Origin of the sequence: Kosakonia oryzendophytica (genome assembly GCF_900094925.1) — a bacterium.
Lineage (GTDB): Bacteria > Pseudomonadota > Gammaproteobacteria > Enterobacterales > Enterobacteriaceae > Kosakonia > Kosakonia oryzendophytica.
The window spans coordinates 55544-75384 of record NZ_FMAY01000013.1 but is presented as its reverse complement, the minus strand read 5'-3'; the positions used below and the strand labels follow the sequence as shown (position 1 = coordinate 75384).

Sequence of the window (19841 nt, the reverse complement as noted above, 5' to 3'; positions counted from 1 at the left end):
GGTGAAAATGTAATGTTTATATAGTGTTAACCAGTCTGTTTCTCTGAGTGGTTTGATTCTGTTGGCTCTTGCCCATTGTGTGCGATAGCCGGTGCGATTTGACCAGCTTGTGGGGCAGTTTTGTCAGTCATTAACCAAAGGGCATATTTCTGAAATTGTGGGTGTGTCGTAATTTTGAGCAGAGCGTTACCTCCTGGCTCGAAATTACCTGTTTCATACTTTTTCAACGTGCTAAGGGGCAAGTCGATGATTTTGCAAAACTTAGCCTGACTTAACCCCTCTGCTTCTCGTAAGGCTTTTACCTTCGCGCTTAATTTCATTTGACATGGAACCTATATGTGTCCTAAATTTTCCGCAAATGGAACCTATATGTGTACCATTTTGGGCGTGAGTCCAGCCCGTCAGGAACGTTCCTGAGCGGTTTTGAAGGGGCTGGATCCGACAAGATTAGCACGAGAGGTGTGTTTTATGGACGCAAATAACTATTTGATCCAGTACCCAATTGAAGCGGTACATCCTGATAAGTTCGCCGAATTACTCGGAAAGCCACGCAGTGCAGTCATTGAAATGCTGAAAGCGAACAAGTTGCCTGTTGTTGAGTTTCGCGATCCATCTAAACCGAATGCCCGCGCAGGCGATAAGCTGGTTTTCATTCCTGAGTTCAATCGCGGCGTACGTGAAGCGTTTTACAACAGACCAGTTGAGCAGCGTGACGCGTGGCTGTTGTGGATGGGGCTTTGATCATGAATGAACCTCGTTGCATTGCTCAGCTATTGCGTAACGAAAGTTCAAGGGCGATAGATTTCACTATCACCCACGGCAAGGGACGCAAAGGCATCATCATCCGCACCAAAAAACCGAGCACTCTAAGCGCTGTTTTTACTTTTCTGAAATCCCGGAGGTTCTGGAAATGTCTGTGATGACTCTCGGTATCGTGTCCGGTCAGCCAGCCGGTTTGCGCAGCTTGGTCAGCAAATACCTAGCCGCGCCTCGCTGGCAAGATTCATGTGATTTTTATAATCAGATGATGGAGCGCGAGCGCTTAACAGTTTGCTTTCATGCGCAGTTGAAACAGCGTCATGCGACCATGCGTTTTGAAGAAATGAACGACGTCGATCGCGAGCGCCTGATCTGTGCAATTGACGAATTACGCGCAGCGTTTTCCCGATTCCGTCAGGTTGGTATCAGCCAAACAGCTTACATTGGCAGGTTAACAATAAGTCAGCGAAGAACTTTATTTATGCATGCTGGTTTAACAGAAAATGAATTTAACCAGCCTTACTGGCGCATTAATGACGATTCCTGTTATTGGCGCGATAAATTATTTCGAGCGTTGCGGGAGTTATTCGGCCTTTTTGAGCATGCACCGACAATATTAACCTCGGTTAAACCTGAACAATATCTTCATTAAATAATTACCGTTAATTTTTAACGCACTTAATTGTGCGGGGCTTCTTTTTATCTGGAGAAAGTCATGCATACAGTAACAGGAACGCTGTGCGGTAAATTCTCATTAATGCTCCAACAGGCCAAAACGGAAGCACAGACCGACGCGGCTACACGCTTTTCTTCTCATCTTGACGCCTTAATACGCCACATAACAAGTGTTGAGTTGTCTCGTTTAGAGATTGTCGAGTTACTCAGTCAGGAGTCAATCAAGTTTCATAATATCGGCTTGTCTCGCGAGGAGTGCCTTTAATGTCACTCGTACACACAGTATTACTAAATAACTGGTTAAAAATCACACTTCTGAAAAACGACGAGTTTTCGCTTGCTGATATTAAACGCGACAGGGAAACCGGTGCGAAGGTTGAATCAGTCATCGCTATTTATTCCTGTGAATTAAAACTGCTCTCGGACGTAATAAATCTACTCGTTAAGCGGGCGATTTTTCATAAGCAAATCTCTTCGTTGGATGAAGTTACAGAATTAACTACCGAGCTTATTACGCACTGCGTAAGTGAATTTAAAACACTAAGCAGAATTAGAGGATAACTAATGCCAGATTATATGGATATCGTTCAAGAACGACAGACTGAGTCACTGACCCGCCAGATTAACGCCGCGCGGGTAAAACCCTGCGGCGCTGCTGCGTTGGTTTGTGAAGAGTGTGAAGCTCCGATTCCTGCTGACCGCCGTGCAGTTTATCCGTCTGCTACTCGCTGTGTTTACTGTCAGTCAGCATTCGAGGCTAAAGCAAAACACTATCGGGGACACGTATGAGCATTCGTATCGAGATTGGCGAACGCTATGTTGTCACCAGTGATCGCTTTCAGTTCATTTTGCAGGAAAAAAAGACCGCTGAAACAGGTAAGAATGCCGGTAAGGAGTGGCTCGATGTTGTCGGCTATTACCCCAAATTAAACCAGCTCGTATCCGGTTTGGTGTATCACGATCTTTTCACTGGCGACGCCACCTCATTTGAGGCACTAAGTACGCAGGTTGAGCGGCTCAGTCAGCAATGCTTAACGGCTTTCGGCTCAAATGGGCGTTGAAGTTCGGGGGCGTTACGCCCCTACACCGCCGCCACCATTTGCAAAAGGCACCGGTAAAGAATTTTCCGGTGCCTATTCATGGAACGCGCCGCGAGATGCTATTGGGCGCGATAGACCCCTTACACGTGACGAGCTGCGTCAGGTGCAAGGTGTTTTGTCCAAGATTGACCGCCTACCTTACTTTTTAAGCTCCCTCTTCACATCGCGTTATGAGTACATCAGACGCAACAAAAGCCCGGTTCACGGGCTCTATTTTCTCAAGTCGACATTTTTACGCCGTTTATGGCCGCGCATAGAGCGAGTTAATCAGCGCAACGAAATGAATACTCAGGCGTCGTTGCTGTTTCTGGCGGAAAGCGAAAATTATGCGCGTTTGCCGGGGATGAACGATAAGGAACTGAAAAAATTCGCGGCGCGTATCGCCTCGCAGTTTTTCGTTATGTACGAAGAGCTAAGCGATGCATGGGCGGAGGCGCACGGCGGTAAAGAATCGCTTTTTACCGATGAGGCGCAGTCTCATCTTTACGGTCATGTCGTTGGTGCTGCTCGTGCTTTCAATATCACTCCGCTTTTCTGGAAGAAGTATCGAAAAGGGCAGATAACAATCCGCCAGGCCTTTTCCGCTGTGGCTCGGCTGATTAACGATGAATGGTGGATTAATCAACTCAAAGCGCAACGCATGCGCTGGCATGAAGCTCTTTTAATTGCTGCCGGTGAGGTTAATAAAGACCGCTCGCCGTATGCCAGCAAAAGCGCAATTCGCGATGTGCATGCACGCCGCCTGGCTAATCTTGAATACCTCAAATCTTGTGATCTGGAAAATAAGGTGACGGGTGAGCGTATTGATCTCATTAGCAAAGTCATGGGGAGTATTTCTAACCCGGAGATACGACGCATGGAGCTTATGAATACCATCGCAGGAATTGAGCGTTACGCCGCTGGCGAGGGTGATGTGGGGATGTTTATCACATTGACCGCGCCGTCGAAATATCACCCGACGCGTCAGGTCGGCAAGGGTAAAGATAAGACCGTACAGCTTAATCACGGCTGGAACGATGAGGCCTATACCCCGAAGGATGGACAGCGCTATCTATGCCGTATCTGGAGCCTGATGCGCACCGCTTTCAAAGATAACGATTTACAGGTTTATGGTATGCGTGTCGTCGAGCCGCATCACGATGGCACGCCACACTGGCATATGATGCTTTTTTGTAAGCGTCACCAGCGCCAGGACATCACCGAAATTATGCGGCGTTATGCCCTCAAAGAAGATGGAGACGAGCCAGGGGCGAAACGTAATCGCTTTCAGGCTAAACATCTGAACAAAGGCGGTGCGGCTGGGTACATAGCGAAATATATCGCAAAAAATATCGACGGTTACGCACTTGATGGCGAGCTCGATAATGATACCGGAAAGCCGCTAAAAGATACGGCCGCGGCTGTTACCGCATGGGCGTCAACGTGGCGAATTCCTCAGTTTAAACCGATTGGCTTGCCGACAATGGGCGCATATCGCGAGCTGCGAAAATTACCTCGCGGCGTTAGCGTTGCTGATGAATTTGATGAGCGTGTCGAAGCGGCTCGCGCGGCGGCTGATAGTGGTGATTTTGATTTGTATATCGCCGCACAGGGTGGGGCAAATATCCCGCGAGATAGTCAGACTGTGCGCGTAGCCCGTAACGTGACTGATGAGGTCAACGCATACGAGGAAGATATTGAGCGTGTGGTCGGTATTTACGCACCGCACCTCGGAGCGCGTCATGTCCACGTTACCCGATCATCGGATTGGCGCATTGTTCCAAAGCTTTTAGCCGTTGAGCCTTTGACTTTAAAAAGCGGCATCGCCGCGCCTCGGAGTCCTGTCAATAACTGTGGAAAGCTCACCGGCGGTGACGTTCCGGTTATGACTCCTACACCGTCTGAGCATGCCGCAGCGGTGTTGAATCTTGTCGATAGCGGGGTTATTGGTTGGAATGACTTTGAGGTCGTGACGGCGCTTAGAGGCGCACTAAAACATGACTCGCCGACAGGAAACCGTCAGCAAAGAAGCGGTGAACCATTAAGACCGAATGACATAGCCCCATCTGGGCGGCTGACAAAATCCGAGCGTGACCGAATGCCGAAAATCCGTTTTGACCTCGCGCAGCATGGCGTTGTTCCTGAGCGCTTGGAGCTTCAGGTGCTGGCGAGGGGAACAACGGTCATCTATGACGGGGAAAAATTTGCATACCCGGTTGTTTATGAATGGGCGGAATTCTCACCCCTTAATGAAACACTCTACCGCAAACGCTCCTTTTCTTGTTTCTCTAGAAAATCTTTGAACACTTCGTTGTAGATGTACCCAAATTTATTGTAGTTTTCAGCAACAGAATTACCACCAAAGTTAAAATTGGCTCTAACATCGTAGGAACTATTAGCTAACACATTTATGTCATCGAAAGACATCCCCTCTTCAAAAGCTGGATGTTGTTGCAAATGTAGATTCAAAAGTTGTAAAAGTTGTTCTTTGTTAATTTGGCGGTTTTCCATGGCGAGTTCCTTACGATTGTTCAAAACAGATTTTGGCACATAACGCCTTGCTCACCGGAAAATTATGAGCGCAGCGAGCATTTTTTCAGTGTGAAACCACTGGTGAAGCAGGAGAGTTACCTCGTGTTTTGTATAAGGATTCGATACTCATATCAAAAACCACAACTCTAAACCTTTCAAGCTTATATGTCAGACTACGTCGCGACTAATACAAATAAAATGATTTTATCAATATGTTGTCTCTCATCTATGAAAATTCGCGGATGACTAAATGTTGCCAGCATACGCCACAACAGTGTTATTTGCACATTGCGCGGCCAGTAACTACAGTAAAACCAGTACCCTGAAGCCCGGATTTTTTTACACCATTTCCCTGTTTTTAGCTGTGCATGCAACAGATGCATGACCTTGCATGCGTCTGGAGTGCAAATTCTGCCCGTGCGCTGCCAGAGCCGGCGCGGATTCAGAGTTGTCACGCAACTGCATCAAAACCGATCCATAAAGCGGGCAGGCGAGGCGGGGAAAGCATTGCGCGCAAATACCTTTGACTTATAATGAACACAAGATACCTAAAAAACAAAGCTCAATGTCACTGGAGAATGGAATGTCTATAGAAGAGAAATATTTTAAGGATGTTGATTTATCCGATTCTTTTTTCGATTCGCTCCGGGCTGACTATGAAGGATTCGATAAATGGTTCCATACAAAGTCGGATAATAAAGCTTTTGTCTCTACTAATGATGATGGTTTTATTGACGGTTTCCTTTATCTAAAAGTTGAAGATGAAGCTATCCAAGACACCACACCTGCATTTGAAAAAAAGAAAAGAGTTAAACTTGGTACTTTCAAGATAAACGCGCATGGCACAAAGTTAGGCGAAAGATTCATTCGCATCATGTTTAAGTACGCAATGTCTAACAGGATATTAGAGATTTACGTAACTATATTCGATAAGCATGCGGGATTAATAAAATTGCTTACCAAATATGGCTTCGAACTTAAGGCTAGAAAAAATAATAGGACTAACAATGGCTTGGAAGGTGTTTATTTTAAAAAACTTGAATGGAAGGATTAATTTATGAGCTATACAAACTATCCTCTTATTAAAATGCAAGACAGGAATTATCTCCTTAGTATTTACCCTTCTTGGCATACAAGGCTTTTTCCAGAGTCAAAGTTACATAACGAGAATCCTAGTGTCATTGGAGACGTTTCCCACACTAACAGTATAGAGAAAGTTTATCTCACTAAAATGGCTGGAATTACCTCTCTCAGACCTGGTGACAATTTATTAATATACCGAACTTCGGATGGTCAAGGTCCGGCGCGATTTCGTTCAGTCGCCACTTCCGTTTGTGTTGTTCAGGAAATAAGGGACATTCGCGAATTTGATTCATATGATAAGTTTGTTAACTACTGCGGTCCATATAGTGTTTTCGATGAAGATGAATTGCAGCTTTTATATCGTAAGAAAAATTATCCATATATAATTAAGTTTACATATAATTTCCCTCTTGAGAAGCGAGTCATCCGAGATGATATCATGAATATTACTGGTTATAATGACAATGACTATTGGGGATTCTTGAAGCTTTCAGACCACGATTTTAAAGAGATTGTTAAACTTGGAGGGGTCGATGAGAGTTTTATTGTCAATTAAGCCAGAATTTGCCGAAAGAATACTTTCAGGCGAAAAGAAATTCGAATTCCGCAAAAGCATTTTCAAAAACGGCAGTGTAGATACTGTTGTTATTTATGCAACTATGCCAGTTGGAAAGGTGATAGGTGAATTCAAAATTGGAGCTATACTTTCATCGTCGCCATCTGAACTTTGGGATAAGACTAAAAAACACGCTGGAATTTCACATGGCTTTTTCAGAGAGTATTTTGAAAAGAAAGACCGGGCATTTGCTATTTCAGTTAAAAACCCTGTCAGATATGAGCAGCCAATTGATTTAAGAGATATGGTTCCTAATGGGATACCTCCGCAGTCTTATCGCTACCTATAGCTAATATATACTGGTGTGATTGTTATTTAGCTCTCACACCTAATTTTTGAAGTTTGTTTATAAAATCTTCGCTAAAAAGAATGTTAAGTTCAGATGCGATTTTAATGGCATTCTGAGCTTCATGTTTAATTAACTCTTTCAAATTATAATTTATTTCGATGCCATCTCTGGATTTCATGTGCTCTCTAATGATTTCTTCTTGCGCGATATAAGTATTACATGATCAATATTCGTCCCTAAAAATTTTTTTTGGTATTTCCTTTGTTCCGTCTTCGTTATCTAACAAGGTTAAACGCCCATCTAAAAGGAGATTGAGTTATTTATTATACTCATGTAATGCTTTGATGAGGGTTGTTTAGTTTCCATCAGAATTGTCAGTATACTTATATTTTTTTTGCGTAGTAGGGGAATTTTATTTAATCAATGCACTCGCGCTTTTGTGCAAGATATTAAAACAATCTAAAGCACTTTGCAAAGATAGCCTTTACCAACACCATGCACATCCACAATAAAGATTAACATAAGAATAGCCCTTAAGAGTTTTTACATGATAAAATAGCTATAGTCTTACAATAGAGAATATGTTATGAAGTATCAAGCCTTATCTATCATGAAGCCAGCGGTTGAAAACATCATTAATGGTTCAAAAATCAATGAGATAAGATCGTGGGTGCCTAATAGTTTCCCTCTCTATAACGTCTTAATTGTTCAAAATAACAATTATCTTCGCAACGATGATGACGTCGATGAGGGGATCGCCATGGCATTAGTGGACTTCACAAGTGTAAGTCCATGGACCCATGATATCTTCTTGAAACAAAATAACCAAACGACCTTAGATAAAAAATGGAAGCCGGGGTATTTTCTTTGGAGAATTGAAAATGTTCGCCCTCTGTCAAAGGCTATACCTTGCGAGGCAAGGAAGGGGGTTTATATTTTAGATTTGGACATTATATCATAGATATCATTTTATAAGAGGGGCGCGATGAATAGGTTCTTCAATGCAATAAGAAATGAATTTAGTGTTATATTATTGTTTTTATCTTCGGTTGCTTTAATTCTCTTTGCCTTGGGCATGTACTGGAAGATGTTTGGTGAATTTCCAGTAAGTAATCTTGTGGAAAAGTGGGGGCAGTTCGGGGATTACGTCGGTGGGGTGTTAAATCCCGGCTTGAGTTTTATTTCGATAATTTTAGTATGCTTGACTTTATATGCAACTTCAAAACAGTCAGCAATTCAATCATTTGAGTCAATTTTATTTGAGTTAATTAGATTTCACAAAGAAAATCTAATGGAAATTAAAGTGAGCTATGATGATGGAAAGGAGCGTCTTCAAGGAAGAGATGCGTTAAAATCCTATATTACAGAAGTTAAATTGATATTGTTTGGTATTGTGGAGGATGAACTCCCGGTTGAGGATAGAATAAAGATAGCTATTGATAAAGTATATTTGGAGGATGAGGCCTTTTCAAATATAGGGCATTATTTTAGAAATATATATCACATATTTAAACATATCGATGAGTCAAGCTTCTTAAGCAAAAAAGAGAAGCAAAAATATGCGAAGCTTGTCAGGGCACAATTATCTTCCATTGAATCCGGGGCGTTGTTCCTGAACGGGTTATCTAGTCGTGGAGCGGCCTCAAAAATATTAATTGAAAGGTACTCTTTACTACAAGAGTTCAGATTGACTGAGCAATTTAAGGAGAGGCTTAAGAATACGGGCGCTCTACAGCTCTATGCCGATGAGGCTTATGAAGATAAAAATAATGATTGAGTTTTTAAGAATAAATGGTTATGACTTTTTAGAAGGGATGGATAATAAAAGAAAACTGTCTTTTTTGTTAGAAGTCACATGAAAGCCGCCAAATGGCGGCTTTGCGAAACTTAGACCCCCTCTGGCTCCATGGTATACCTCCTGAATTTCACTATTTCCTCTCCCGTCCATTCGTTGAGCTCAAGAAATCTGGCCTGTAACGGCATCAGCTCGTTACGGACAAACACTTTTGCCACCTTCTCAACGTCGCCGATCGAGCCCGCATTTTCCGGTTTGCCGCCCATGAGCTGGAACGGGATGCGGTGCGCGTCCAGCAGGTCGGTGGCACTGACTTTCTTGATATTGAAAAAATCGTCTTTGGTGGCAACCTCACTCAGCGGCACGATTTTAATGCCGTCGGCTTTTCCGTTCGGCGCGTAGAAAAACAGGTTTTTAAAATTGCCGAGTCCTTTCGAATCCCGCATCGCCTTGCGCAGCGCCTCAACATCGGTACTGCTCTGCGCCGCATCAGTGACATACATGATGTAACCCGCGTGCGCACCGTTCTGGTAATACTTGCGGCGAAACAGCGTCGCCGACTCATTCAGCCAGGCCGAGTTAAGCGCGCTCAGGTATTCCGGCATCCCGTAAAGCTCCTGGTTGATATCGGGCTCCAGCAGGTGAAACACCGAGCCGGGCGCAAACTGATGCGGCTTCGTATAGTTCTGAATATACCAGTAGGTATCGTGCTCCACCCCGCGACGCGTGTATTTGGCCGGAGAGGTTTCAAGCTTAATAGTCTTTCCTGAAACACTGAGACGTTTCTCCAGAAATGCATTACCAAATACAAGAAAATCCAGTACAAATCGGCTGAAATCCTGCCGCGATAACAGCGGGTGCGGGATGTAGGTTGATACCAGAATGTTGCGTTTGACATAAATCGGCGAGCTGTGGTGAACGGCGGCGCGCATGCTTTTCGCCAGCCCGGAAAAACTCACCGGCGGCTCGTACCACTGGCCGTTATCGATGCACTCCACGTAATCCAGAATGTCGCGTTTATCGAGCACCGGCACCGGTTCGCCGAAGGTAAACGCCTCCATGCTCTGCGCGGGTGCGGCGGTATGCTGGCGCGGTTGGGTGTGGTGGCGTTTATTGCGTTTTGCCATTAATAAAACTCCAGAATTGAGGATGAAGGCTGGCCGCTCGCGGCGGTCAGCGGTTCGTTAATCAGTACGTGCATGGTGGCCCAGGCGAGATCCGCGTGGCTGGCTTCTTCGGTGCGGCTGGCCTCATAGGTGGCGCTGCGCCCGCTGCTGGTCATGGTTTTGCGGATGGACATAAACGACTGTGTGATGTCGGTTGCGCTCACGTCGTATTCGAGGCAACCGCGCGTGATGGTGTCTTTGGCTTTCAGCACCATCGCGGTTTTCATTTCCGGGGTGTAACGAATGTCGCGCGCTGCCGGGTAAAACGAGCGCACAAGCTGAAACACACCCTGACCGAGCCCGGTCGCATCAATCCCGATGTATTCGACGTTATATTTTTGCGTGAGCGCGCGAATGGATTCGGCCTGTGTGGCAAAATCCATCCCCTTCCACTGATGGCGCTCCAGAATGCGGAATTTACCCCCGGCAACCAGCGGCGGCGCGATAACCACGCAACCGGCACTGTCGCCACGGTGCGACGGGTCGTAACCAATCCACACCACGCGCTGACCAAATGGCCGGTCGGCAAAGGGCGCGTAATCCTCCCACTCCTCCATGCTGTCAACCATGCAGCGTTGCAGCTCCTCGAACGGGAACACCGACGCCTTGTCATCGACAAACTCGCACATAAACAGGTTGCGGAAGTCATCTGCGCTGTTCTCCTGGCGCAGCGCGTCGAGGTCAAAGAGGGTACAGCCCCCGGCGAGTGCGTCCTCAATGGTGACAATCTGCCGCCACTGCCCGTCTGCGCAGGCCACGCCGCGCGCTAATGCCGCATGGCTGATATCAATATCAACCCGCTCGCTGGCGCTGGCGCGCCCCCGGTTAAACAGTTCGCCTGACCAGAACGGATACGCGCCATGACCGAGCGAGGAGGGCGTCGAAAAATAGGTCGTGCGCAGGTGCTTTTGTGAGGCCATGCCCGACGCCACTTTGCGCAGCCGCTGGAAGTTGGGGATCCAGAAAATCTCATCGACATACAGGTCGCCGTTGTGGCTCTGCGCGGTGTTGGAGTTGGTGCCGAGAAACAGCAATTCAGCGCCGTTGTTGCCGATGACAATCGGGTCGCCGGTAAGGTCAACATCAACCAGCCGGGCAAACGCAATGATGTATTTGCGGAACACATACGCCTGCGTCTTTGAGGCGGATAAAAATATCTGGTTATGGCCGGTTTTCAGGGCGCGTAACAGCGCCTCGCGGGCAAAATAAAACGTCGCGCCAATCTGGCGGGATTTGAGAATGTGCCGGATGCGGTGCTCAAGCCCGGCTTTATGCCAGCCGAGCTGATAGTCGAAAGACTGGTCGAAGAAAACCGCCTCCAGTTTTTCGACCGCCTCCTCGCTGAAAAAATTCTTTTTCGGCTTTTTGCGATCGCCTTTGTTGCGGTTCGCCACGTTCGGATTGAGATCGGCCTCGTTGCCGGTCTGGCCGTAGCGGTTAATACGCGCGAAGCGCTCCATCTGGCGCGCCAGAAAGTCAGCGACCTTGAAGTCATGCGCGGTCAGTTCCGGCTTGGCGTAAAGCTGGATTAAACGCGCCTCCAGTGTGTTTCCCACACGGTCTAACGGGGCGGTTTCGTCCCAGCCGTCGCGCTGTTTCCAGCTCTGCACCGTCGGGCGTCTGGTCTGCAACATTTCCGCGATTTGCGGCACGGAAAAGCCCTGCCAGTACAACAGCGCCGCCTGGCGTCGCGGGTCGTTTAAGAGTGTGGTGTCGGTGGTGATGGTCATGCCTGCCTCGCCGTGATGGATACAGGGCAAGGCTACTTAAGCGCGGTCAGCGATTCGCTAAGGTGCTGATGTGTCGGGGGCAAGCCATCCGTGACTGATGGCGAAGCAACGGACGAGCCGGGAAACTACCTCCTGACAAAACCGTGAATCCTTCACAGACAATCAGGACTCCTGACGATGGCAAAAAAAGTAGTTTCAAAATGGTTTCGCATCGGCGTCGAGGGTGACACCTGCGACGGTCGCATTATTGGCGCGACGGAAATTCAGGAAATGGCCGACACGTTTGATCCGCGTGTCTATGGCTGCCGTATCAACCTTGAACACATCAAGGGACTTATGCCGGACAGCACCTTCAAACGCTATGGCGATGTGGTGGAGCTGAAAGCGGAGAAAATCGAGGACGATTCCGCACTTAACGGCAAGCTGGCGCTGTTCGCGAAAATCACCCCGACCGATGAACTGGTCGCCATGAACAAGGCGCTTCAGAAGGTTTACACCTCGATGGAGATCCAGCCGAATTTCGGCAACAGCGGCAAGTGCTACCTCACCGGACTGGCCGTGACCGATGATCCGGCAAGCCTCGGCACCGAATATCTGGAATTCTGCCGCACCGCAAAACACAACCCGCTGAGCTCCCGCAAAGCCAGCCCTGAGAATTTCTTCTCGGCGGCCACGCTGGCGGAAATTGAGTTTGAAGAGGAGCCCGACTCTCTTATTAACAAGCTGACCGACTCGGTTAAGGCCATTTTCAGCCGTCAGCAGACCAGCACCGATGCGCGTTTTAATGATGTGCATGAAGCCGTGACGGCAATTGCTGAACGTGTCCAGACCAGCGGCGACGGCATTGATACCCGTTTCAGCGCGCTCGAAAGCCAGCTTGCGGAAGTTAAGCAGGGGCTTGAAGCGCAAACCCTGTCCACTACTGAGCAATTCAGCACGATCACCGCCACCCTGGACAAAACCCCCAGCCAGACGCAGCCGCGCCGGAAACTGAGCACCGGCGGCGATGGCGCGGACGCAACCCTGACCGACTGCTAACCGGCCTCCCTTTTTAAGAACAGGAATACAGAGACAATGCGTAAAGAAACCCGTTTTAAATTTAATGCGTATATGAGCCGCCTTGCAGAGCTGAACGGCGTCGGCGTCGAAGACCTCAGTAAAAAATTCAGCGTTGAGCCGTCGGTAACTCAGACGCTGTTTGACAAAATCCAGCAGTCTTCTTCCTTCCTCCAGCAGATTAATATGGTCGTGGTGCGCGAGCTGACCGAGGAAAAAGTCGGCATCGACGTTAACGGCACGATTGCCAGCACTGCCGACACGGCAAACGGTGACGAGCGTAAGACTGCCGATTTTTCGAAAATGGACGCTTACCGCTATTTCTGCCACCCGGTGAACTTCGATTATCACCTGAGCTATAACAAACTCGATTTGTGGGCGCGTTTTCAGGATTTTCAGATTCGTATCCGTAACGCGATCATCAAGCGTCAGGCGCTGGATTACATCACCATCGGCTTTAACGGTGTGAGCCGTGCGGCAACCTCTGACCGCAAGGCAAATCCGCTGTTGCAGGATGTCGCAATCGGCTGGTTGCAGAAATACCGCAACGACGCACCCGAACGCGTCATGAGCAAGGTTGTCGACGAAAGCGGCAAAGTGATTTCGGAGAAAATCACGGTCGGCAAAAACGGCGTTTACAAAAACCTCGACGCGCTGGTGATGGATGCGCATGAATCGCTGATCGAAGAGGTTCACCGTGAAAATCCGGAAATGGTGGTGATTTGCGGTCGCCGTATTCTGACCGACAAATATTTCCCGATGATCAATAAGTTCCAGCCCAACAGCGAACAACTGGCCGGTGAGCTGATTATCAGCCAGAAAACCATCGGCCAGTTACAGGCCGTGCGCGCGCCGTTCTTCCCGGCAAACAGCATTTTTATCACCACGCTGGATAACATTTCGATTTACCTCTACGAAGACGGACACCGCCGCCACATCATCGAAAATCCGAAGCTCGACCAGGTGGAAAACTACGAGCAGGTGAAAGTCGATTTCGTGATTGAAGACTACGAAGCCGGATGCCTGATTGAAAACATCGAGATCCTTGAACAGGCTGAAGGTGACACCCCGGAAGCGGATATCGCGAAAGTGTTCGCGGCGGAACTGGCTGAGGCCATGAAAGCACTGGCAAACACCTCCACTGCCACCCCGGCCAGTAACGGCGAGGGAGCGTAACCGATGGCGAGCCCCGCACAGCGTCACGCGATGCGGGTCTCGGCCATGAAGGCAGCGCAGCGGGAAGATAACCCGCTGCGCCATGCCACCCCTTATGAGCAGATGCTTGTAAAGCTGGCCGCAGACCGCAGGACGTTAAAAGAGATCCATTCGAAAGAGCGCAAGGCAGAGAAAAAGCGCGAACTGTTGCCGTTTTATCTGCCCTGGGTAACCGGCGTGCTGGAGAACGGCACCGGCACGCAGGACGCCATTCTGATGACGGTCATGCTGTGGCGTCTCGATGCCGGTGACATTCCCGGCGCGCTGGAGATTGCCCGCTATGCACTGCGCTACAACCTGTCGATGCCGGAAAACCATCACCGCACCGCGCCTTACATGCTGGCCGAAGAGGTGGCGCTTGCCGCCCTGCGCGCCCGTGATGCCGGTCAGCCGGTCGATGCGGCGATCCTTCTCGATGTCATCAGCATGACCGCGAAAGCCGACATGCCCGATGAGGTGCGCGCCCGTCTGCATAAAGTCACCGGGCTGACGCTGCGTGATGCCGGTCTGCTCGCCGAGGCAATGACGCACCTGCAACGCGCCAGTCAGCTTGACCGCAATGCCGGGGTGAGAAAAGACATTGAGCGCCTCACGCGCGAGCTGAACCCGAAAGCTGTTGCCGCGACGCCCGCGCCCGAAAAGCCCGCGAAAGCCGCACAGCAGAAAAAAACAGTCACACCGGTGAAACGCGGGCGGGGTCGCCCCCGCAAAGTCGCCGGTTAAAAGAACGCGCCCCGCGCCAGGGCGGCACGCCGGTTAATGAGGGTGTTCCACCTTATCAGCGACCGGCGTCCACCGCCCACCCTTTCAGAGGTAGTCATGCAGACTGTGATTATTAACAAAAACGAGGCGGCTGAACCGGGTAACACGGTCGTCATTCCGCCGCCAGCGGGCGACGAGCCGGTAATCAGGAATACATTTTTCTTTCCCGACATCGACCCGAAGCGCGTGCGCGAACTGATGCGCCTTGAGCAGACCATCGCCCCGGCACGGTTGCGTAACGCCATTAAAACCGGCATTGCCGAGACGAACGCGGAGCTTTACGAGTACCGCGACAGCCAGATTAAGGCGGGTTTTGCGCGCCTGGCCGATGTGCCGTCGGATGAAATCGACGGCGAAAGCACGCGGGTTTTTCATTACGAGCGCGCGGTGTGTGCGATGGCAACCGCCACGCTGTACGAACGTTATCGCGGCGTGGATGCGAGCGCGAAAGGCGATAAAAAAGCCGACAGCATTGATACCACGATTGATGAGCTGTGGCGGGATATGCGCTGGTCAGTGGCGCGCATTCAGGACAAACCTCGCTGCATCGTGGGGCAAATCTGATGAAGGTGTATGCGCTCCAGGGCGACACCCTTGATGTTATCTGCGCCCGGTATTACGGGCGCACGGAGGGTGTATTCGAAACGGTGCTCGCGGCTAATCCGGGGCTGGCTGAGCTGGGCGCGGTACTGCCCCACGGCGCAGCGGTGGAGCTGCCAGAGATACAGACCGCAGCGGCACGGGAAACGGTGAATTTATGGGACTGAGCATGGAAAAAATCACCGCGTGGCTGGCGTACTGGATAAGCGTCGCGCTCACCTTCTTCGGTGCGATGACTCCGCAGGATTTCGCCGCGTATTTTGGTGCGCTGGGCGTGGTGCTGACGGTCGGCGTTAACTGGTATTACCGGCGCAAAAGCTACGCCCTGTTAGCGCTTCAGGTCAGACAGGGCAGTCTTTCCGGGGAGGCAATGAGCAATGTCATCAATCGTTAAGCGTTGCAGTGTGGCCGCCGTGCTGGCGCTGGCGGCACTGGTGCCCGACTTTCGTTTACTCCATACCTCGCAGGACGGTCTTGCCCTGATTGCAGACCTTGAGGGGTGCCGTCTGCGCCCCTACCAGTGCAGCGCTGGCGTATGGACATCGGGCATCGGCCACACTGCCGGGGTCACGCCGAAACGGGATATTACGGAACGGGAAGCGGCGCAAAATCTGGTTTCTGATGTGTTGACGGTTGAGCGCCGTCTCGCGGTCTGCGCGCCGGTCGACATGCCGCCGCAGGTTTACGACGCCGTGGTCAGTTTCGCCTTTAACGTCGGCACCGGCGCGGCGTGCAAGTCCACGCTGGTTTATTTCCTGAACCAGAAAAAATGGGGACAGGCATGCGATCAACTGTCGCGCTGGGTCTACATCGACGGCGTTAAAAATACCGGGCTCGAAAACCGCCGCAAGCGCGAGCGGGATTACTGCCTTAAGGGGGCGGAATGAAAACGTTAATCGTGTTGCTGATTCTGGCCGTCGCCGGTCTGCTGTGGCTGCGCCATGAAAACGGCACCCTTCGCGCGTCGTTTGATAAAGCCGGCCGTGTCGCCAGTGAACAAAAAACAACGATCGGCATGCTGAAAAACCAGCTCATTGTTGCCAGTGACCGGGCGGATAAAAACGAACGGGCGCAGGTGGATTTGCGCCAGAAGCTGAATGCCGCCGGTGAGCGGGAAGCCAGGCGGGAACAAACCATAACGAGGTTGCTCAATGAAAACGAAGCCTTTCGCCGCTGGTACAGCGCTGATTTACCTGATGCTGTGCGCCGGTTGCACAAGCGCCCCACCTGCGCCAGTGCCGGTGATTGTTTACAACGGCTGCCCGAAAGTCAGCCTTTGCCCGATGCCGGGAAGTGATCCACACACCAACGGCGATTTGAGCGCCGATATCAGGAACCTTGAGCGTGCGTTAGAAAGCTGCGCGTTACAGGTTGAAGCCGTCAAAAAATGCCAGGATGAAACCTATGCTGAAACCCGACAGCCTGCGCAAAGCCCTCAGTAATGCGGTGCCGGAGCTGCGCACCAACCCCGAAATGCTGCGACTGTTTATCGACAGCGGGAGCATTGGCGCAACGCTTGCCGCGTCCCTCTCTTTTGAAAAACGCTACACCCTCAACGTGGTGGTGACCGACTACACCGGCGATATTGATTTGATCCTCGTTCCGGTGATGGCCTGGCTGCGTGAGTACCAGCCGGACATCATGACAACCGGCGAGGGGCAGAAAAAGGGCTTTACCTTTTATGCCGACATCAACAATGACAGCAGCGTCGATATCAGTATCAGCCTGTTACTGACCGAGAGAACGCTGGTCAGGGAAGTTGACGCCGCGCTGCATGTTACTACTGCCCCGGAGCCACCGCCGCCGGAGCCGGTAACACGACCGCTGGCGATGTATGCCGGTAATGATCTGGTGAGTCAGTGGCATGAATGAGCTTAAGCCATTTGAGGACAAGCTCGCGGGGTTGCTTGCGGCACTTTCCCCAGCTGGCCGTCGCCGTCTGACTGTCGAGATTGCGAAGAAACTGCGCCAGCGTCAGCAACAGCGGATTAAATCGCAAAAAGCGCCCGACGGGACGCCATACGCGCCACGAAAAAGCCAGCCGATACGCGCAAAGAAAGGCCGGATTAAGCGGGAGATGTTCGCAAAGCTACGCACGAACCGTTACCTGAAAGCCAGTGGTAATGACAGTGCGGCAGTGGTGGAATTTACCGGGAAGGTACAGCGCATCGCAAAAGTTCATCAGTACGGACTAAAGGACAGAGCGAGCGTTCATGGACAGCAAATTAAATATGAAGCTAGAATCTTGCTTGGTTTAAATGTTCATGAGCAAAGTATAATCAATGACGTGATAATCAAGCATCTTAAAGATGGTTAAAGGTAAAGTAGTTAACCTTACTAAAAAGCAAGTCATTGTGGAGACTGTTTGAGTGAAATCTTTTATATTTGATACTCTTAAGGATTTGTTGCCCATATTGTCTGGTGTGTTAGGGGTTTTAGGTGTCTTAAATGTTTTCAAGAAAATTAATGGTAAGCTTACCGCGTGGGGATGGTTCGCTGTTATTTTAATATTACTGTCTACCATTGGTGGTGTAGTTTTGGCGAAAAAAGAGAAGGCAGATGACGAACGCGAAAAAGAACAACTTCAAAACAAGCTGAATCATATATTAAATGATCTTGCAAAAGTTAAACGGCCACTAGGCGAGGTGCAGCTAACCTTTTTTACAAAACTACCAAACTCTGATCCTGAAGTTGAATCATACAAAGAGTATCTTAAGGAAAAGGTAGCTAATCTTCCTAAAGGAAAGGGCTACGGTTTTAGACCTCAATTGAATAAGGACATAAAGTCACTTTTGTTAGATGAAAATGGTAGGCCGATTATCTATGACATAAATAGCGATAGTGCATATTGGCCTGATGATAGATTCCCTACGCTGCAAAGTGCATCTAAAGCGTATACCTTAATAATGTGTATAAGCCTCAAAAGAATTAAGCCAGAAGAATATCAATCATACATCTACTCCTCACGTTCTGGCGACTGGTGCTCTGGTCCTGTAATATTTCCAAACAATATCATTTACTATGACATCAAGCAAGATGAGGTTGGGTTTAGAACACATATTAAATTTAAAAAAGAATCTGTTTTTTCAAATGGAAAGGTATCTTCTGTTCAAGATCTATTTGGCGCTAGGGTTTTCTTTCAACCCCCAACATTAGCACGCACATTTATAAAGGACCGGTTAATTAAAAATGGTGCATCAAAAGATGCTATTGAACGTCATGAAAGAACTACATCCTTTTTTGCAGCACTGCAAGCAGAAGGTGCTTCAATTGATACAGGGGGCGGACAAGATTTTGACATTAACGGTGAGGATATAAAAAAATACACTGGCATTGATATGAATACTTTCTTTTATTCAGACCTCCCTCTAAATGATAGAGAAGATATAGTTCATCACCAAGACGCTAATAACTAGTGAGTTTGATCTAAGCCTAAGTTGTATGTGCGGTGATAGAAAAGCAATCTATTGCCGCTCTTTTCATACAGAGGCAATCTTCGTTGTATGAACATACCAGCAAACATTAACGAACTTGCCCGCGCCATCCGCAATATGGTACGCACCGGCTTTGTGGTCGAAACCGATCTTAATGCCGGTCGCTGCCGTGTGCAGACCGGCGGCATTGTTACCGGCTGGCTTAACTGGCTGACCCAGCGCGCCGGGCGCTCACGTTCGTGGTGGGCTCCCTCCATTGGCGAGCAGGTGTTAATTCTGGCCGTGGGCGGTGAGCTTGATACCGCCTTTGTGCTGCCGGGTATTTTTTCCGATGAGAACCCCGCCCCGTCTGCTTCGGCGGATGCCTGGCATATTTCCTTCCCGGACGGCGCTGTTTTGGAATATGAGCCGCAAACCAGTGCGCTGACGGTCAGCGGGATTAAAACCGCTGACGTGACGGCATCGGAATCCGTCACCGTCACGGTGCCGGTGGTCATGGTCAAAGCCTCCTCCCGTATCACACTCGATACGCCGGAAGTGGTCTGCACCAACAAACTGATCACCGGCTCGCTGGAGGTGCAGAACGGCGGCACGATGCACGGCAATATCGAGCACAGCGGCGGCGCGCTGTCGTCTAATGGCAAAGTCCTCCACACCCACCAACACCCCGGCGACAGCGGCGGCACGACAGGAGCGCCTTTATGACCGCCCGTTATCTTGGCATGAGCCGCAGCGATGGCCGCACACTCACCGATGCGGAGCATATCAGTCAGAGCCTGGCCGATATTCTGCGCACGCCGGTCGGCTCGCGCGTGATGCGCCGCGAATATGGCTCGCTGTTGTCCTCCATGATTGACCAGCCGCAGACCCCGGCGCTGGAGCTGCAAATCAAAGTCGCCTGTTATTTTGCCGTGCTGAAGTGGGAGCCGCGTATCACGCTAAGCACGGTGACAACGGAGCGTCAGTTTGATGGCCGCATGGTGGTCAGCCTGACCGGCGAGATAGCCAGCACCGGCGAAACCCTTTCGTTAACCCTTCCTGTGAGTTGAT

The 19841-nt window shown here is 49.6% G+C and carries 30 protein-coding genes; 26 read left to right on the top strand and 4 right to left on the bottom strand.

Annotated elements, in window-relative coordinates:
- Positions 1–26: 26 nt before the first annotated feature.
- The gene (locus GA0061071_RS19245) at positions 27–320 is read right to left on the bottom strand and encodes a helix-turn-helix domain-containing protein (protein ID WP_088237002.1); all 294 of its coding nucleotides are present in this window, start codon (positions 318–320) and stop codon (positions 27–29) included.
- A 148-nt stretch (positions 321–468) separates the two neighbouring features.
- Between GA0061071_RS19245 and GA0061071_RS19240 the strand changes: the two genes are divergently transcribed.
- The 7 genes from GA0061071_RS19240 to GA0061071_RS19210 all read left to right on the top strand — a co-directional run bounded on the left by GA0061071_RS19240 (position 469) and on the right by GA0061071_RS19210 (position 4830).
- Positions 469–741: a Cox family DNA-binding protein gene (locus GA0061071_RS19240; RefSeq protein WP_088237003.1), complete on the top strand. Its 273-nt coding sequence runs from the start codon at positions 469–471 to the stop codon at positions 739–741.
- Positions 742–910: 169 nt separating this feature from the next.
- A complete protein-coding gene (locus tag GA0061071_RS19235; RefSeq protein WP_035889130.1) occupies positions 911–1411 on the top strand; it encodes a hypothetical protein in 501 nt (166 codons plus the stop codon).
- A 63-nt stretch (positions 1412–1474) separates the two neighbouring features.
- Complete coding sequence (locus tag GA0061071_RS19230; RefSeq protein WP_088237004.1) at positions 1475–1699, top strand: DUF2732 family protein; 225 nt, start codon at positions 1475–1477, stop codon at positions 1697–1699.
- The gene (locus GA0061071_RS19225; RefSeq protein WP_088237005.1) at positions 1699–1995 is read left to right on the top strand and encodes a DUF5405 family protein; all 297 of its coding nucleotides are present in this window, start codon (positions 1699–1701) and stop codon (positions 1993–1995) included. The genes GA0061071_RS19230 and GA0061071_RS19225 overlap by 1 nt, the downstream gene beginning before the upstream one ends.
- A gap of 3 nt (positions 1996–1998) precedes the next feature.
- Complete coding sequence (locus tag GA0061071_RS19220) at positions 1999–2223, top strand: TraR/DksA C4-type zinc finger protein (protein WP_088237006.1); 225 nt, start codon at positions 1999–2001, stop codon at positions 2221–2223.
- Positions 2220–2495, top strand: coding sequence for a DUF5405 family protein (locus GA0061071_RS19215; protein ID WP_088237007.1), 276 nt, complete (start codon positions 2220–2222; stop codon positions 2493–2495). The genes GA0061071_RS19220 and GA0061071_RS19215 overlap by 4 nt, the downstream gene beginning before the upstream one ends.
- Positions 2485–4830, top strand: a complete 2346-nt coding sequence (locus tag GA0061071_RS19210; protein WP_245191448.1) for a replication endonuclease — start codon at positions 2485–2487, stop codon at positions 4828–4830. Before GA0061071_RS19215 ends, GA0061071_RS19210 begins: the two co-directional genes overlap by 11 nt.
- Here GA0061071_RS19210 and GA0061071_RS23350 read toward each other — a convergent pair.
- A complete protein-coding gene (locus GA0061071_RS23350; RefSeq protein WP_139109679.1) occupies positions 4773–5024 on the bottom strand; it encodes a hypothetical protein in 252 nt (83 codons plus the stop codon). The genes GA0061071_RS19210 and GA0061071_RS23350 overlap by 58 nt on opposite strands.
- A 604-nt stretch (positions 5025–5628) precedes the next feature.
- Between GA0061071_RS23350 and GA0061071_RS19205 the strand changes: the two genes are divergently transcribed.
- From GA0061071_RS19205 to GA0061071_RS19185, 5 genes are all read left to right on the top strand, one after another.
- Entirely contained in the window at positions 5629–6099 is a 471-nt protein-coding gene (locus GA0061071_RS19205; RefSeq protein WP_088237008.1) for a GNAT family N-acetyltransferase, read from the top strand.
- A 3-nt stretch (positions 6100–6102) separates the two neighbouring features.
- On the top strand, positions 6103–6684 hold the full coding sequence (locus GA0061071_RS19200) for a hypothetical protein (RefSeq protein ID WP_088237009.1): 582 nt from the start codon (positions 6103–6105) through the stop codon (positions 6682–6684).
- Positions 6662–7033: an ASCH domain-containing protein gene (locus GA0061071_RS19195; RefSeq protein ID WP_088237010.1), complete on the top strand. Its 372-nt coding sequence runs from the start codon at positions 6662–6664 to the stop codon at positions 7031–7033. The genes GA0061071_RS19200 and GA0061071_RS19195 overlap by 23 nt, the downstream gene beginning before the upstream one ends.
- A gap of 586 nt (positions 7034–7619) precedes the next feature.
- Positions 7620–7994, top strand: coding sequence for a hypothetical protein (locus GA0061071_RS19190; protein WP_088237011.1), 375 nt, complete (start codon positions 7620–7622; stop codon positions 7992–7994).
- A gap of 24 nt (positions 7995–8018) precedes the next feature.
- Positions 8019–8810 carry a putative phage abortive infection protein gene (locus tag GA0061071_RS19185; RefSeq protein WP_088237012.1) on the top strand — a complete coding sequence of 264 codons (792 nt, stop codon included), beginning with the start codon at positions 8019–8021 and terminating at the stop codon, positions 8808–8810.
- A 110-nt stretch (positions 8811–8920) separates the two neighbouring features.
- Here GA0061071_RS19185 and GA0061071_RS19180 read toward each other — a convergent pair whose 3' ends face one another.
- Positions 8921–9955 carry a phage portal protein gene (locus GA0061071_RS19180; RefSeq protein ID WP_088237013.1) on the bottom strand — a complete coding sequence of 345 codons (1035 nt, stop codon included), beginning with the start codon at positions 9953–9955 and terminating at the stop codon, positions 8921–8923.
- Positions 9955–11724, bottom strand: coding sequence for a terminase ATPase subunit family protein (locus tag GA0061071_RS19175; protein ID WP_088237014.1), 1770 nt, complete (start codon positions 11722–11724; stop codon positions 9955–9957). Before GA0061071_RS19175 ends, GA0061071_RS19180 begins: the two co-directional genes overlap by 1 nt.
- Positions 11725–11901: 177 nt before the next feature.
- Here GA0061071_RS19175 and GA0061071_RS19170 point away from each other — a divergent pair, with 177 nt between their 5' ends.
- From GA0061071_RS19170 to GA0061071_RS19105, 14 genes are all read left to right on the top strand, one after another.
- Positions 11902–12762 (top strand): GPO family capsid scaffolding protein, encoded by an 861-nt coding sequence (locus GA0061071_RS19170; RefSeq protein ID WP_088237015.1) that lies wholly within the window; start codon positions 11902–11904, stop codon positions 12760–12762.
- 36 nt (positions 12763–12798) lie between these two features.
- Entirely contained in the window at positions 12799–13956 is a 1158-nt protein-coding gene (locus tag GA0061071_RS19165) for a phage major capsid protein, P2 family (RefSeq protein WP_088237016.1), read from the top strand.
- Positions 13957–13959: 3 nt separating this feature from the next.
- Positions 13960–14718 carry a phage terminase small subunit gene (locus GA0061071_RS19160; protein ID WP_088237017.1) on the top strand — a complete coding sequence of 253 codons (759 nt, stop codon included), beginning with the start codon at positions 13960–13962 and terminating at the stop codon, positions 14716–14718.
- Between the two features lie 96 nt (positions 14719–14814).
- Complete coding sequence (locus tag GA0061071_RS19155; RefSeq protein ID WP_088237018.1) at positions 14815–15321, top strand: head completion/stabilization protein; 507 nt, start codon at positions 14815–14817, stop codon at positions 15319–15321.
- Positions 15321–15524, top strand: coding sequence for a tail protein X (locus GA0061071_RS19150; RefSeq protein ID WP_088237019.1), 204 nt, complete (start codon positions 15321–15323; stop codon positions 15522–15524). Before GA0061071_RS19155 ends, GA0061071_RS19150 begins: the two co-directional genes overlap by 1 nt.
- The gene (locus tag GA0061071_RS19145) at positions 15515–15751 is read left to right on the top strand and encodes an HP1 family phage holin (protein ID WP_088237020.1); all 237 of its coding nucleotides are present in this window, start codon (positions 15515–15517) and stop codon (positions 15749–15751) included. Before GA0061071_RS19150 ends, GA0061071_RS19145 begins: the two co-directional genes overlap by 10 nt.
- Positions 15735–16244, top strand: a complete 510-nt coding sequence (locus tag GA0061071_RS19140; RefSeq protein ID WP_088237021.1) for a lysozyme — start codon at positions 15735–15737, stop codon at positions 16242–16244. Before GA0061071_RS19145 ends, GA0061071_RS19140 begins: the two co-directional genes overlap by 17 nt.
- On the top strand, positions 16241–16654 hold the full coding sequence (gene lysB, locus GA0061071_RS19135) for an Rz-like lysis system protein LysB (RefSeq protein WP_088237022.1): 414 nt from the start codon (positions 16241–16243) through the stop codon (positions 16652–16654). The genes GA0061071_RS19140 and lysB overlap by 4 nt, the downstream gene beginning before the upstream one ends.
- Positions 16554–16799 carry an Rz1-like lysis system protein LysC gene (gene lysC, locus GA0061071_RS23670; RefSeq protein ID WP_088237023.1) on the top strand — a complete coding sequence of 82 codons (246 nt, stop codon included), beginning with the start codon at positions 16554–16556 and terminating at the stop codon, positions 16797–16799. Before lysB ends, lysC begins: the two co-directional genes overlap by 101 nt.
- Positions 16762–17229: a phage tail protein gene (locus GA0061071_RS19125; protein WP_088237024.1), complete on the top strand. Its 468-nt coding sequence runs from the start codon at positions 16762–16764 to the stop codon at positions 17227–17229. The genes lysC and GA0061071_RS19125 overlap by 38 nt, the downstream gene beginning before the upstream one ends.
- Complete coding sequence (locus GA0061071_RS19120; RefSeq protein WP_088237025.1) at positions 17222–17674, top strand: phage virion morphogenesis protein; 453 nt, start codon at positions 17222–17224, stop codon at positions 17672–17674. Before GA0061071_RS19125 ends, GA0061071_RS19120 begins: the two co-directional genes overlap by 8 nt.
- Before the next feature lie 52 nt (positions 17675–17726).
- Positions 17727–18773, top strand: coding sequence for a hypothetical protein (locus GA0061071_RS19115; protein WP_088237026.1), 1047 nt, complete (start codon positions 17727–17729; stop codon positions 18771–18773).
- A gap of 87 nt (positions 18774–18860) precedes the next feature.
- A complete protein-coding gene (locus tag GA0061071_RS19110) occupies positions 18861–19496 on the top strand; it encodes a phage baseplate assembly protein V (protein ID WP_088237027.1) in 636 nt (211 codons plus the stop codon).
- Positions 19493–19840, top strand: a complete 348-nt coding sequence (locus GA0061071_RS19105) for a GPW/gp25 family protein (protein ID WP_088237028.1) — start codon at positions 19493–19495, stop codon at positions 19838–19840. Before GA0061071_RS19110 ends, GA0061071_RS19105 begins: the two co-directional genes overlap by 4 nt.
- Position 19841: the final 1 nt, after the last annotated feature.

Bases quoted from the DNA above. Each gene is read 5' to 3' on its own strand.
- GA0061071_RS19170 (WP_088237015.1), top strand. From the start codon at position 11,902: ATGGCAAAAAAAGTAGTTTCAAAATGGTTTCGCATCGGCGTCGAGGGT.
- GA0061071_RS19210 (WP_245191448.1), top strand. From the start codon at position 2,485: ATGGGCGTTGAAGTTCGGGGGCGTTACGCCCCTACACCGCCGCCACCA.
- GA0061071_RS19200 (WP_088237009.1), top strand. From the start codon at position 6,103: ATGAGCTATACAAACTATCCTCTTATTAAAATGCAAGACAGGAATTAT.
- GA0061071_RS19220 (WP_088237006.1), top strand. From the start codon at position 1,999: ATGCCAGATTATATGGATATCGTTCAAGAACGACAGACTGAGTCACTG.
- GA0061071_RS19230 (WP_088237004.1), top strand. From the start codon at position 1,475: ATGCATACAGTAACAGGAACGCTGTGCGGTAAATTCTCATTAATGCTC.
- GA0061071_RS19245 (WP_088237002.1), bottom strand. From the start codon at position 320: ATGAAATTAAGCGCGAAGGTAAAAGCCTTACGAGAAGCAGAGGGGTTA.
- GA0061071_RS19215 (WP_088237007.1), top strand. From the start codon at position 2,220: ATGAGCATTCGTATCGAGATTGGCGAACGCTATGTTGTCACCAGTGAT.
- GA0061071_RS19110 (WP_088237027.1), top strand. From the start codon at position 18,861: ATGAACATACCAGCAAACATTAACGAACTTGCCCGCGCCATCCGCAAT.
- GA0061071_RS19105 (WP_088237028.1), top strand. From the start codon at position 19,493: ATGACCGCCCGTTATCTTGGCATGAGCCGCAGCGATGGCCGCACACTC.
- GA0061071_RS19160 (WP_088237017.1), top strand. From the start codon at position 13,960: ATGGCGAGCCCCGCACAGCGTCACGCGATGCGGGTCTCGGCCATGAAG.
- GA0061071_RS19240 (WP_088237003.1), top strand. From the start codon at position 469: ATGGACGCAAATAACTATTTGATCCAGTACCCAATTGAAGCGGTACAT.
- GA0061071_RS19120 (WP_088237025.1), top strand. From the start codon at position 17,222: ATGAATGAGCTTAAGCCATTTGAGGACAAGCTCGCGGGGTTGCTTGCG.
- GA0061071_RS19125 (WP_088237024.1), top strand. From the start codon at position 16,762: ATGCTGAAACCCGACAGCCTGCGCAAAGCCCTCAGTAATGCGGTGCCG.
- GA0061071_RS19165 (WP_088237016.1), top strand. From the start codon at position 12,799: ATGCGTAAAGAAACCCGTTTTAAATTTAATGCGTATATGAGCCGCCTT.
- lysC (WP_088237023.1), top strand. From the start codon at position 16,554: ATGCTGTGCGCCGGTTGCACAAGCGCCCCACCTGCGCCAGTGCCGGTG.
- GA0061071_RS19185 (WP_088237012.1), top strand. From the start codon at position 8,019: ATGAATAGGTTCTTCAATGCAATAAGAAATGAATTTAGTGTTATATTA.
- GA0061071_RS19205 (WP_088237008.1), top strand. From the start codon at position 5,629: ATGTCTATAGAAGAGAAATATTTTAAGGATGTTGATTTATCCGATTCT.
- GA0061071_RS19235 (WP_035889130.1), top strand. From the start codon at position 911: ATGTCTGTGATGACTCTCGGTATCGTGTCCGGTCAGCCAGCCGGTTTG.
- GA0061071_RS19145 (WP_088237020.1), top strand. From the start codon at position 15,515: ATGGGACTGAGCATGGAAAAAATCACCGCGTGGCTGGCGTACTGGATA.
- GA0061071_RS19225 (WP_088237005.1), top strand. From the start codon at position 1,699: ATGTCACTCGTACACACAGTATTACTAAATAACTGGTTAAAAATCACA.
- GA0061071_RS19140 (WP_088237021.1), top strand. From the start codon at position 15,735: ATGTCATCAATCGTTAAGCGTTGCAGTGTGGCCGCCGTGCTGGCGCTG.
- GA0061071_RS23350 (WP_139109679.1), bottom strand. From the start codon at position 5,024: ATGGAAAACCGCCAAATTAACAAAGAACAACTTTTACAACTTTTGAAT.
- GA0061071_RS19190 (WP_088237011.1), top strand. From the start codon at position 7,620: ATGAAGTATCAAGCCTTATCTATCATGAAGCCAGCGGTTGAAAACATC.
- GA0061071_RS19195 (WP_088237010.1), top strand. From the start codon at position 6,662: ATGAGAGTTTTATTGTCAATTAAGCCAGAATTTGCCGAAAGAATACTT.
- GA0061071_RS19175 (WP_088237014.1), bottom strand. From the start codon at position 11,724: ATGACCATCACCACCGACACCACACTCTTAAACGACCCGCGACGCCAG.
- GA0061071_RS19180 (WP_088237013.1), bottom strand. From the start codon at position 9,955: ATGGCAAAACGCAATAAACGCCACCACACCCAACCGCGCCAGCATACC.
- GA0061071_RS19155 (WP_088237018.1), top strand. From the start codon at position 14,815: ATGCAGACTGTGATTATTAACAAAAACGAGGCGGCTGAACCGGGTAAC.
- lysB (WP_088237022.1), top strand. From the start codon at position 16,241: ATGAAAACGTTAATCGTGTTGCTGATTCTGGCCGTCGCCGGTCTGCTG.
- GA0061071_RS19150 (WP_088237019.1), top strand. From the start codon at position 15,321: ATGAAGGTGTATGCGCTCCAGGGCGACACCCTTGATGTTATCTGCGCC.